General features: G+C 59.7%; 11 protein-coding genes. All 11 read left to right on the plus strand.

Features of this window, described 5'->3' with window-relative positions:
- Positions 1-3: 3 nt before the first annotated feature.
- The 11 genes from pbpC to C1N56_RS05125 all read left to right on the plus strand — a co-directional run bounded on the left by pbpC (position 4) and on the right by C1N56_RS05125 (position 12479).
- Positions 4-2322 carry a peptidoglycan glycosyltransferase PbpC gene (pbpC, locus tag C1N56_RS05075; RefSeq protein WP_394517200.1) on the plus strand — a complete coding sequence of 773 codons (2319 nt, stop codon included), beginning with the start codon at positions 4-6 and terminating at the stop codon, positions 2320-2322.
- A 169-nt stretch (positions 2323-2491) separates the two neighbouring features.
- Entirely contained in the window at positions 2492-2923 is a 432-nt protein-coding gene (gene ndk, locus C1N56_RS05080; protein WP_021506555.1) for a nucleoside-diphosphate kinase, read from the plus strand.
- Positions 2924-3110: 187 nt separating this feature from the next.
- Complete coding sequence (locus C1N56_RS05085) at positions 3111-4280, plus strand: bifunctional tRNA (adenosine(37)-C2)-methyltransferase TrmG/ribosomal RNA large subunit methyltransferase RlmN (protein ID WP_021506556.1); 1170 nt, start codon at positions 3111-3113, stop codon at positions 4278-4280.
- Between the two features lie 75 nt (positions 4281-4355).
- On the plus strand, positions 4356-5090 hold the full coding sequence (gene pilW, locus C1N56_RS05090) for a type IV pilus biogenesis/stability protein PilW (protein WP_021506557.1): 735 nt from the start codon (positions 4356-4358) through the stop codon (positions 5088-5090).
- On the plus strand, positions 5080-6102 hold the full coding sequence (gene rodZ / locus C1N56_RS05095; protein WP_394517201.1) for a cytoskeleton protein RodZ: 1023 nt from the start codon (positions 5080-5082) through the stop codon (positions 6100-6102). Before pilW ends, rodZ begins: the two co-directional genes overlap by 11 nt.
- A 38-nt stretch (positions 6103-6140) precedes the next feature.
- A complete protein-coding gene (gene ispG, locus C1N56_RS05100) occupies positions 6141-7262 on the plus strand; it encodes a flavodoxin-dependent (E)-4-hydroxy-3-methylbut-2-enyl-diphosphate synthase (RefSeq protein WP_021506559.1) in 1122 nt (373 codons plus the stop codon).
- Positions 7263-7367: 105 nt separating this feature from the next.
- Positions 7368-8642, plus strand: a complete 1275-nt coding sequence (hisS, locus tag C1N56_RS05105; protein WP_031279395.1) for a histidine--tRNA ligase — start codon at positions 7368-7370, stop codon at positions 8640-8642.
- 39 nt (positions 8643-8681) lie between these two features.
- Positions 8682-9299, plus strand: a complete 618-nt coding sequence (locus tag C1N56_RS05110; protein WP_021506561.1) for a YfgM family protein — start codon at positions 8682-8684, stop codon at positions 9297-9299.
- A 19-nt stretch (positions 9300-9318) separates the two neighbouring features.
- Positions 9319-10500: an outer membrane protein assembly factor BamB gene (gene bamB / locus C1N56_RS05115; RefSeq protein ID WP_058758300.1), complete on the plus strand. Its 1182-nt coding sequence runs from the start codon at positions 9319-9321 to the stop codon at positions 10498-10500.
- 176 nt (positions 10501-10676) lie between these two features.
- Positions 10677-12167: a ribosome biogenesis GTPase Der gene (der, locus tag C1N56_RS05120; RefSeq protein WP_021506563.1), complete on the plus strand. Its 1491-nt coding sequence runs from the start codon at positions 10677-10679 to the stop codon at positions 12165-12167.
- Positions 12168-12251: 84 nt separating this feature from the next.
- Entirely contained in the window at positions 12252-12479 is a 228-nt protein-coding gene (locus C1N56_RS05125) for a zinc ribbon domain-containing protein (RefSeq protein WP_132464726.1), read from the plus strand.
- Positions 12480-12481: the final 2 nt, after the last annotated feature.

The raw sequence follows: 12481 nt of genomic DNA on the forward strand, positions 1-12481 counted from the left end.
CCCGTGACGCAGCGCCACCCACGCCTGTGCGGGCTGGCGCTGCTGTTACTGCTGCTGGTGGGCGCAGTATGGCTGCTGGACCGGCTCGATCCGCTGCCGCTGCGCCAGTTACAGCCGGCGCGGGTGGTGGTAGCGGAAGATGGCACGCCGCTGTGGCGCTTTGCCGATCGACAGGGTGTGTGGCGCTATCCGGTGACGCTGGACGAGGTGTCACCGGCCTATATCGAGGCGCTGCTGACCTACGAAGACCGCTGGTTCTGGCACCATCCCGGCATTAATCCGCTGGCGATAGTGCGCGCCGTCGGGCAAAACCTGCTGCAGCACGGCATTGTCTCCGGCGGCAGCACACTGACCATGCAGGTGGCGCGGCTGATTGATCCGCAGCCGCGTACCCTGCGTGGCAAAGTAGTGCAGGCGTGGCGCGCGCTGCAGCTGGAGTGGCATCTGTCGAAGCGCGAGATCCTCACGCTGTATCTCAACCGCGCCCCGTTTGGTGGCACGGTTGAGGGCGTCGGCGCTGCCAGCTGGATGTGGCTGGGCAAACCGGCGTCGCAGCTTACCCGCGGCGAGGCGGCGCTGCTGGCGGTGCTGCCGCAGGCACCCAGCCGTTTGCGCCCGGACCGCTGGCCGCAGCGCGCTGAAGCTGCCCGCAATAAAGTGCTGGATCGCCTGGCGCAGTATCAGGTGTGGCCGGCGCATACCGTCGCCGAAATCAAACAGGAGCCGGTATGGCTGCCGCCGCGCCAGCTGCCGCAGCTGGCACCGCTGCTGGCGCGCCGGCTGCTGTCGCTGTCGCCCGACAGCAAAATTACCTCCACGCTGGATGTGTCGCTGCAGCGTGAACTGGAGAACCTCGCTGCGTCGCTGCAAACCCGGCTGCCGCCGCGCACCTCGCTGGCACTGCTGGTTGTCGACCACAGCACCATGAAGGTGCGCGGCTACGTCGGCTCGGTGTCTTTCAATGACGATAGCCGCTTTGGCCATGTGGATATGATTGCCAGCGTTCGTTCGCCGGGATCGCTGCTCAAGCCGTTTGTCTACGGCATGGCGCTGGATGATGGCCTGATTCATGGCGAATCGCTGCTGCAGGATGTGCCACGCCGCTTTGGTGACTATCGTCCCGGCAATTTCGACAGCGGCTTTCACGGCCCGGTCAGCGCCAGTGAAGCGCTGCAGCGTTCGCTCAATCTGCCGGCGGTGCAGCTGCTGGAGGCGCTTGGACCGAAAAACGTCGCCGCGCGGCTGCGCAACGTCGGCCTGAATCTGCGCTTTCCGGCGGGCGGTGAACCGAATCTGTCGCTGGTGCTGGGCGGCACCGGCGCGCGGCTGGACGACATTGTCGCCGCCTACAGCGCCTTTGCCCGCCACGGTAATGCTGCACAGCTGCGCTGGCTGCCACAGCAGCCGTTGCTGCAGCGCCCGTTACTGTCGCCCGGCGCGGCGTGGATTGTGCGCCGCATTCTCGCCGGTGAGGCACAGCCTGCCGCCAGCGGGGCGGTCGCCGATATCGTGCCGCTGGCGTGGAAAACCGGCACCAGCTACGGCTATCGCGACGCCTGGAGCGTCGGTATCACGCCGCGCTATCTGATTGGCGTCTGGGTGGGCAGGCCGGATGCCACGCCGGTTGCCGGCCAGTTCGGTTACGCATCGGCGGTGCCGGTGATGCAGCAGGTTAATCACCTGCTGGCGGGACACCTGCCGGCGCGCGGCGTGCCCGGCGATCCGCGCCCGGCGACGGTCAGCGCCGTCAGTATCTGCTGGCCCGGCGGCCAGCCATTGCCCGCCGGCGACGAGAACTGCCGGCAGCGGCGTTATAGCTGGGTGTTAAATCAGACCGTGCCGCCAACGTTGCTGGCGCCGGGTCAGGAGGGCGTCAATGGCTTACGCCAGCGCTTCTGGCAAAACAGCAAAGGGCTGCGCGTGGCGGCGGATTGTCCGGATGCGCAAAGCCGGGAACGCGTGATGTGGCCGCTGCCGCTAGAGCCGTGGCTGCCACCGGGCGAACGGCGGGCGCAGCGCCTGCCGCCGGTGGATGCGACCTGTCCGCCGCTGAATCAGGGGGACAGCGCGCCGCTGCTGGTGACCGGCGTGATCAATGGCCAGCGCGTGCAGCCGCTGCCCGGTAAGGTCGTATTGCTGCTGCCGGTGGCGGTGCAGGGCGGGCAGGGTACGCAGCGCTGGTGGTTTTTAAACGGGCAGCCGGTGGAGCTTGCTGCGGGAAAAAGCAGCGCCTCGCTGGTGCTGCGCGAGCCCGGTCGTTATCAGCTGGTGGTGATGGATGAGGCCGGGCAGCTGGCTTCGGTGTCCTTCACGCGTGGCTAAACGCAGCGCTATGGCATATTTTTTGCGTGTTTGCCCCGACAGAAATCAATTATTTTCAATAATTCCTCTCTTCACTCATAGGCAAGGCGCGCCGATCTCCCTATAATCGGCGCGTTTTCTTACCGGGAGCGGGTTCCCGGTTTCTTCAGGATGCTAATCAGAGGTAATCATGGCAATCGAACGCACTTTCTCCATCATCAAACCAAACGCCGTCGCTAAGAACGTGATTGGTGCTATCTACAACCGTTTCGAAAGCGCTGGCTTCAAAATCGTTGGTGCGAAAATGCTGCACCTGACCAAAGAGCAGGCTGAAGGCTTTTACGCGGAGCACAAAGGTCGTCCGTTCTTTGATGGTCTGGTTGAGTTCATGACTTCTGGCCCGGTTGTGGTATCTGTTCTGGAAGGCGAAAACGCTATCCAGCGTCACCGCGATCTGATGGGTGCAACTAACCCGGACAACGCGCTGGCCGGTACGCTGCGTGCTGACTACGCAGACAGCTTCACCGAAAACGCCACCCACGGTTCTGACTCTGCAGAATCTGCGGCACGCGAAATCGCTTACTTCTTCGCAGAAAACGAAGTCTGCCCACGTACCCGCTAAGTGCGCGGTAGCGGATGCGGACAGGCGTCTTTACACCTTGTAACCGGCGGCTAAGACGTTCCCCTGGCATCACGCAGCAGATGTAGTACAATTATGCGCCCTTGTTGAGCCTGGCTCAGCGAGGGCGCTGTTTTTTTCCTATTCTTAACCAGAGCCGTAACGTGTAACAACGAGGCCAGAGAACATTATGTCCGAACAGATTGTGACGCCGTCGTCCGCTTCCCCCGTGGTTGTTTCCCCGAAAAACGAAAAAATTAACCTGCTGGATCTTAACCGTCAGCAGATGCGCGAATTCTTTGTTGAGATGGGCGAAAAACCGTTCCGTGCCGATCAGGTCATGAAGTGGATGTACCACTACTGCTGCGATGATTTCGAGCAGATGACAGACATCAATAAAGTGCTGCGTGGCAAGCTGATGCAGCGCGCTGAAATTCGTGCGCCGGAAGTGGCGGAAGAGATGCGCTCCAGCGATGGCACCATCAAGTGGGCGATTCGCGTCGGCGATCAGCTGGTGGAAACCGTGTATATCCCGGAAGCCGACCGCGCCACGCTGTGCGTCTCCTCGCAGGTAGGCTGTGCGCTGGAGTGTAAATTCTGTTCGACCGCGCAGCAGGGCTTTAACCGTAACCTGCGCGTGTCTGAAATCATCGGTCAGGTATGGCGCGCGGCAAAAATTATCGGTGCCGCTAAAGTGACCGGCCAGCGTCCGATCACCAACGTGGTCATGATGGGCATGGGCGAGCCGCTGCTCAACCTTACCAACGTGGTGCCGGCGATGGAGATCATGCTGGATGACTTCGGTTTCGGTCTCTCCAAACGTCGCGTGACGCTGTCGACCTCGGGCGTAGTGCCGGCGCTGGACAAGCTCGGCGATATGATCGACGTGGCACTGGCGATTTCGCTGCACGCACCGAATGACACCATCCGCGATGACATCGTGCCAATCAACAAAAAGTACAACATCGAAGCCTTCCTGGCGGCGGTGAAGCGCTACATTGGCAAATCCAACGCCAATCAGGGCCGCGTAACGATTGAGTACGTGATGCTGGATCACGTCAACGACAGCACCGAACACGCGCATGAGCTGGCGGCGCTGCTGAAAGAGACGCCGTGCAAGATCAACCTGATTCCGTGGAACCCCTTCCCGGGCGCGCCGTATGGCCGCAGCTCGAACAGCCGTATTGACCGCTTCTCCAAAGTGCTGATGGAGTACGGTTTCACCACCATCGTGCGTAAAACGCGCGGCGACGACATTGATGCCGCCTGTGGTCAGCTGGCCGGCGATGTTATCGACCGCACCAAGCGTACGCTGCGTAAAAAAATGGCCGGTGAAGCCATCTCTGTGAAGGCGCTCTGAAAGATCGCGCCCGCTGCTACGCATCGGGCGTCAGGCATGGCAGTCTCTGCGCTGAACTGACAGGGAGAGACTGAGATGCATAAAGGAATATCCGCCGCGCTGCTGGCCGGCTTTGTTGTAACCGGGTGTGTCGAAGCACCGGCGCGGCACGGCGCGGCCGATATCCGGCTGCAGCTGGGATTGCACTATCTGGCGGTGAAGGATTATGCCGCGGCGCAGCGCAATTTGCTGCGCGCGCAGCAGGCCGCGCCGCGCGATTACCGGGTGCCGCTGGCGCTTGCGCGCGTCGCGCAGGCACAGCAGAATAACGCCCGGACGCGCCATTACTACCAGCGCGCGCAGCAGTTAGCGCCGCTGAATGGTTATGTGGCTAACAATTACGGTGCGTTTCTCTGCGGTTTGAGGCAGTATGACGAAGCGCATCAACAGTTTAAGCTGGCAACTGAAGCGCAGCACAGCGACGCCGCTCAGGATGCCCTGCTGTTTTCGGGCTATTGTTACCTGCAGGCGGGAGAGGATCGCGCCGCGCGCCAGCAGTTCGATCTCGCGCTGGATGCCGCACCGGAGCAGGGCAGTATGCTGCTGACGGAAGTGGAACGACGGCTTGAACAGCAGCAGTGGGCTTCAGTGCCGCTGCTTTTAGAAGTTTACCATCAGCATTTGCCGGCAACGGCAGAGAGTCTGGGGTTACAGATACGTTTCGCCGCGCAACAGGGAAACGCTGCTGACGTTACACGTTATGGCGACCGGTTGGCGCGAAGTTTTCCACAATCGATACAGTACCAGCGTTATTTAGCTAATGAATACTGAAGCCACTCAAGAGAATTCTGCAGTACATTCCACAGGTGAACGCCTGCGTCTGGCCCGTGAGCAGATGGGGCTGACCCAGCAAAACGTCGCTGAGCGCCTGTGCCTGAAACTTTCTACCGTGCGTGATATTGAAGAGGATAAATCCCCGGCGGATTTGGCCTCGACCTTTCTGCGCGGCTACATTCGCTCTTATGCGCGTCTGGTGCATGTACCTGAAGATGACCTGCTGCCGATGATGGCGAAGCAGGCTCCGGTGCGTGCGGCGAAAATTGAGCCGATGCAGAGCTTCTCACTGGGTAAGCGTCGTAAAAAGCGTGACGGCTGGTTGATGATCTTCACCTGGCTGGTGATTTTCGTGGTGGTCGGCCTGACCGGCGCCTGGTGGTGGCAGAACCATAAAGCCTCGCAGGCGGATCTGGTGTCGATGGCTGACCAGAACGGCAGCAGCAGTGACAACAGCCAGTCGATTCCGCTGGGTGACAACAGCACGGACAGCACCGCCGACAGCGACACTAACGCGGCCGGTACCCCGATCGACACCGGTGCCGGTGCGGTCAGCACGCCAGACAACGCGGGCAGCACTAACTCTGCGCCAGCAGCGACCAGCAGCAACACGGCAACCAGCAGCGACAACGCAGTGGTGTCACCGAGCCAGGCGCCGATTGATAACGCACCGCCAGCGGCCACCTCACCGGCTCCGGCCAACAGCGTGCCGGCAGGCTCAATGCCAACCGGTACCGCGGCCGTCAGCCAGCCCGCGGGCGATCCTAACGCCGTGGTGATGAACTTCAAAGCTGACTGCTGGCTGGAAGTCACCGATGCGACCGGTAAGAAGCTGTTCAGCGGATTGCAACGTAGCGGCGGTAAACTCAGCCTGTCCGGCACCGCTCCGTATCGTCTGAAAATTGGCGCTCCGGGTGCGGTTGACGTGCAATATCAGAATCAGCCCGTTGATTTAAGTCGTTTTATCCGTAATAACCAGGTTGCCCGTCTGACGCTGGGTGCGCAATAACGCGCAGCGCGCTTTCCGGGTAATTGTGGAGAGAGAATATGCATAACGAAGCACCCATTATCCGTCGCAAATCTACACGTATTTACGTCGGCAAGGTGCCGGTTGGCGATGGCGCGCCTATCGCCGTTCAGTCAATGACCAACACCCGTACCACGGACGTCGAAGCCACGGTGAATCAGATCCGTCAGCTGGAGCGCGTCGGCGTGGATATCGTGCGTGTGTCCGTGCCCACTATGGATGCGGCGGAAGCCTTCAAACTGATTAAGCAGCAGGTCAACGTGCCGCTGGTAGCGGACATTCACTTTGACTACCGCATCGCTCTGAAAGTGGCCGAGTACGGCGTCGATTGCCTGCGCATTAACCCGGGCAACATCGGTAACAACGAGCGTATTCGCCAGGTAGTGGATTGCGCCCGTGACCACAATATTCCGATCCGTATCGGCGTTAACGCCGGTTCGCTGGAAAAAGATCTGCAGGAAAAATACGGTGAGCCAACGCCGCAGGCGCTGCTCGAATCTGCGATGCGTCATGTTGATCACCTCGATCGCCTCAACTTTGACCAGTTCAAAGTGAGCGTCAAAGCCTCCGATGTGTTCCTGGCGGTGGAATCTTACCGTCTGCTGGCAAAAGCCATCGATCAGCCGTTGCACCTTGGCATCACCGAAGCTGGTGGCGCGCGTGCGGGAGCGGTGAAATCAGCGATCGGCCTTGGTCTGCTGCTGGCGGAAGGGATTGGCGATACGCTGCGTATTTCACTGGCCGCCGACCCGGTTGAAGAGGTCAAAGTCGGCTACGACATCCTGAAATCACTGCGCATCCGCTCACGCGGCATCAACTTCATCGCCTGCCCGACCTGTTCGCGCCAGGAGTTTGACGTCATTGGCACGGTGAACGCGCTGGAAGAGCGGCTGGAAGACATCATCACGCCGATGGACGTCTCGATCATTGGCTGCGTGGTGAACGGTCCCGGCGAAGCCACGGTATCGACGCTCGGCGTCACCGGCGGCAACAAGAAAAGCGGTTTCTACGAAGATGGCGTGCGCCAGCGCGATCGCCTCGACAACAACGACATGATCGATCAGCTGGAAGCGCGCATCCGTGCGAAAGCCACCATGCTGGACGAGAGCCGCCGCATCAACGTGCAGCAGCTGGAAAAATAAAGGACGGTGTGCGCCCGGCGCACGCCAGTTGTGATTGAACCTGTGCGGTTTCATCCTCATAAGGTATGATGCCGGACAGGTTTTTTTGTATTAAGAGATTCTAACGTGGCGAAGAATATTCAAGCGATTCGCGGGATGAACGATTACCTGCCGGCAGATACCGCCATCTGGCAGCGTATTGAGGGCACCCTGAAGCAGGTGCTGGCCAGCTACGGCTACAGTGAAATCCGTCTGCCAATCGTCGAGCAAACCCCACTGTTCAGCCGCGCGATCGGTGAAGTCACCGACGTGGTTGAAAAAGAGATGTACACCTTTGAAGACCGCAACGGCGAGAGCCTGACGCTGCGTCCGGAAGGCACCGCAGGCTGCGTGCGCGCCGGTATCGAACATGGTCTGCTGTACAATCAGGAGCAGCGCCTGTGGTACATCGGTCCGATGTTCCGCTACGAGCGTCCGCAGAAGGGGCGCTATCGCCAGTTCCACCAGATGGGTGTGGAAGTGTTTGGCCTGCAGGGGCCGGACGTGGACGCCGAGCTGATCATGCTGACCCATCGCTGGTGGAAAGCGCTGGGTATTGCTGACCACGTTGAGCTGGAGCTGAACTCCATCGGTTCACTGGACGCGCGCGCCAACTACCGCAGCGCGCTGGTGGCCTTCCTCGAACAGCATAAAGAGGTGCTGGACGAAGATTGCAAACGCCGCATGTATACCAATCCGCTGCGCGTGCTGGACAGCAAAAATCCGGATATTCAGACGCTGCTTAACGACGCGCCGACGCTGGGTGAATTTCTCGACGAGGAGTCACGTGAACACTTCAGCGGCCTGTGCGCGCTGCTCGACGATGCCGGCATCAAATATCGCATCAATCAGCGCCTGGTGCGCGGCCTCGACTACTACAATCGCACCGTGTTCGAATGGGTGACCAGCAGCCTCGGCTCGCAGGGCACCGTGTGCGGCGGCGGTCGCTATGATGGTCTGGTGGAGCAACTGGGCGGCCGCGCGACACCGGCGGTCGGTTTTGCCATGGGGCTCGAGCGTCTGGTGCTGCTGGTGCAGGCGGTGAATCCGGAATTTGAACCGACGCGCATTGTTGATGTCTATGTTATCGCTTCGGGGCAGGGCGTGCAGTCCGCCGCGATGCAACTGGCGGAAAAACTGCGTGATGCCGACCCGGCGCTGAAGCTGATGACCAACTTCGGCGGCGGTAACTTCAAGAAGCAGTTTGCCCGTGCAGACAAGTGGGGCGCACGCATTGCGCTGGTGCTGGGCGAAGACGAAGTGAAAGCGGGCCAGGTGGTGATTAAAGACCTGCGCACCGGCGATCAGCAGACGCTGGCGCAGAGCGACGCCGCCGCGACGCTGCACACGCTGCTGCAGTAAGCGCAGCACTGCAACAGGCATTTTAAGGAGAGGGATTGCGTGGAAGTTTACAGCAACGAAAACGAACAGGTTGATGCGCTGCGTCGCTTCTTTGCCAATAATGGCAAAGCGCTGGCGGTCGGGGTCATCGTCGGTATCGCTGCGCTGGGTGGCTGGCGTTTCTGGAGCAGCCATCAGGAAGGAGCGGACAAAGCCGCGTCGGCGCAGTATCAGCAGCTGACCAGTGCCATGCAGGCAGACAAGCCGCAGACGCTGGAAGCGGTCGCCAGCTTCGCCAGCGAGAACAACAACACCTACGGTGCGCTGGCCGCGCTGGATCTGGCTAAACAGTACGTTGCCGCCAATCAGTTAGACAAAGCCATCACGCTGTTACAGAGCGGGCTGAAAGACACCAAAGATGCCAATCTGCAGGCGGTGATCAACCTGCGTCTGGCACGCATTCAACTGCAGCAAAATCAGGCCGATGCCGCCCTTACTACCCTGAACAATGTGAAGGGTGATGGCTGGACAGCTATTGTGGCGGACATTCGTGGCGAAGCACTGCTGAGCAAAGGCGATAAGCAGGGCGCCCGTGATGCCTGGAGCAAAGGTGCGGAATCGCAGGCATCTCCTGCGCTGAAGCAGATGCTGCAGATGAAGATGAATAACTTAAGTTAAGCCAGTCAAGAGAGCGCACATGGAATTACGTAAATACCTGCTGCCAGGGCTGATGTCAGTCACTCTGCTCAGCGGTTGCTCGCTGTTCAGCGGCGAAGAAGATGTAGTGAAAATGGCCCCGCTGCCGAAGGTTGAAAACCAGTTCACGCCGGAAACCGCGTGGAGCACCTCGGTCGGTGACGGCGTGGGTGATTTCTACTCCAATCTGCATCCCGCCTGGCAGGACGGCACCGTGTATGCCGCCGACCGCTTCGGTATCGTGAAAGCGCTCGACGCCAGCAACGGCAAAGAGAAGTGGAAAGTGAACCTCTCTGAGAAGACCGGCTTCTTCTCGAAAAACATTTCGGCACTGCTGTCTGGCGGTATCACTGCCAATGGCGATCGCCTCTACATCGGTAGCGAGCGGGGACAGGTATTTGCCCTGAACAGCAGCGACGGCAGCATTGCCTGGCAGACCAAAGTGGCTGGCGAAGCGCTGTCGCGTCCGGTGGTCAGCGATGGTCTGGTACTGATTCACACCAGCAACGGTATGCTGCAGGGGCTCGATCAGAGCAGCGGCGCGGTGAAATGGAGCGTGAATCTGGATATGCCAGCGCTGTCGCTGCGCGGTGAATCGGCGCCGGCAGTAGCGTTCGGCGGCGCGATTGTTGGCGGTGATAACGGCCGCGTTAGCGCGGTGATCATGAACCAGGGCCAGCTGATCTGGCAGCAGCGTATCTCCCAGCCGAGCGGCGCGACTGAGATCGATCGTCTTAACGATGTCGACACCACGCCGGTGATCGTTAATGGCGTGGTCTATGCGCTGGCCTACAACGGTAACCTGACGGCGCTGGATCTGCGTTCCGGTCAGATTCTGTGGAAGCGTGAAATCGGCGGCGTCAAAGATCTGATCGTCGATGCCGGTCGCATCTATCTGGTGGATCAGGATGACCGCGTGATTGCGCTCAACGCCGATGGCGGCGTGGCGATCTGGCGTCAGAGCGATCTGCTGCACCGTAATCTGACGTCTCCGGTGTTGTTCAACGGTTACCTGGTGGTCGCCGATAGCGAAGGCTACGTGCACTGGATCAACACCCTGGACGGCCGCTTCGTGGCGCAGCAGAAACTGGACAGCGATGGCTTCCAGACCGAGCCAGTCGTGGCCGGTGACAAGCTGCTGATCCAGGCGAAAGGCGGTGAGGTTTACGCCATCACCCGTTAAGGCGATGGCCCGACGGGCAGCGTTTCGCACGCATTGATACGGCTCCTGATTCGTCAGGGGCCGTTCTGTTTTTAGTCAGGCATGATATTCTTGGCGCCTGCGGCCTGAACCTGACGGCAAATGCCGTTATAATCACGCCATTCGGGCGATTTATTTTTAAAACTGAGGCAAGTGTTATGGTACCTGTGGTCGCGCTGGTTGGGCGTCCCAATGTGGGGAAATCCACGCTGTTTAACCGCTTAACGCGCACACGTGATGCGTTAGTGGCCGATTTCCCTGGACTGACTCGCGATCGCAAATATGGTCGCGCCGAAGTGGAAGGGCGCGAATTTATTGTTATCGATACCGGCGGTATTGATGGCACCGAGGAAGGCGTGGAAAACCGCATGGCGGAGCAGTCGCTGCTGGCGATTGAAGAGGCCGATGTGGTGCTGTTTTTAGTTGATGCGCGTGCTGGCGTCATGCCGGCGGATCAGCAGATCGCCAATCATCTGCGTTCGCGCGATAAAGCGACGTTCCTCGTTGCCAACAAAACTGACGGTCTCGATCCGGATGCTGCGGTGCTGGACTTTTACGCGCTCGGCCTGGGTGAGATTCACCCGATTGCCGCGTCGCACGGTCGTGGCGTCACCAGCCTGCTGGAAACCGCGCTGCTGCCGTGGATGGATGATATCGCGCCGCGGGAAGTCAGCGAAGAGGACGAAAACGAAGCTTACTGGGCCGCGTTAGCCGCCGAAGAGAACGGTGAAGCGCTGGAGGAAGAAGAGGAAGAAGCCTTCGATCCGACCGGTCTGCCGATCAAACTGGCGATTGTCGGGCGTCCCAACGTAGGTAAGTCAACGCTTACCAACCGTATCCTCGGTGAAGACCGTGTGGTGGTGTACGACATGCCGGGCACCACGCGCGACAGCATCTACATTCCGATGGAGCGTGATGACCGCGAGTACATTCTGATTGATACCGCGGGCGTGCGTAAGCGCGGCAAAATCACTGATACGGTGGAAAAATTCTCCGTCATCAAAACGCTGCAGGCGATTGAAGATGCCAACGTGGTGATGCTGGTGATTGACGCGCGCGCGGGCATTTCCGATCAGGACCTGTCGCTGCTCGGCTTTATCCTGAATAGTGGGCGCTCACTGGTGATTGTGGTCAACAAGTGGGATGGCCTGTCGCAGGAGATTAAAGATGAAGTGAAAGAGACGCTGGACTTCCGTCTCGGCTTTATCGACTTCGCGCGTGTGCACTTTATCTCGGCACTGCACGGCAGCGGCGTGGGCAACCTGTTTGAATCCGTGACCGAAGCGTATGACTGCTCGACCAAACGCGTAAATACCTCCATGCTGACGCGTATCATGAACATGGCTGCTGACGACCATCAGCCGCCGCTGGTGCGTGGTCGCCGCGTGAAACTCAAATACGCGCATGCCGGTGGTTATAACCCGCCGATTGTGGTGATTCACGGTAATCAGGTGAAGGATCTGCCGGATTCCTACAAGCGTTACCTGATGAACTACTTCCGCCGCTCGCTGAACGTGATGGGAACGCCGATTCGCATCCAGTTCAAAGAGGGCGATAACCCGTATGCGGGCAAACGTAACCTGCTGACGCCAACCCAGCAGCGTAAGCGTAAGCGTCTGATATCGCATCTGAAGAAAAACAAACGCTAAACATGATGAGGGCCCGGATGGGCCCTCTTTTTTTGGCGTAACATCCGGTTTATCACGATCCTCAGCCACGATTCCGGAGTCATCATGCTCACCCCATGTCCTCACTGTCAGCAACCGCTCACTTACAGCGAACAACGCTTCGATTGCCCGCACTGCCAGCGTCATTTCACCGCGCTGGCCTGCTGTCCCGACTGCCAGCAGCCGCTGCAGGTGCTGAAAGCGTGCGGTGCCATAGATTATTTCTGTACCCACGGTCACGGCCTGATCTCAAGCAGGCGCGTGCATTATCGCCCGGAAGACGTCAGGGAATGAGG

The organism is Pantoea sp. SGAir0175 (genome assembly GCF_043547855.1).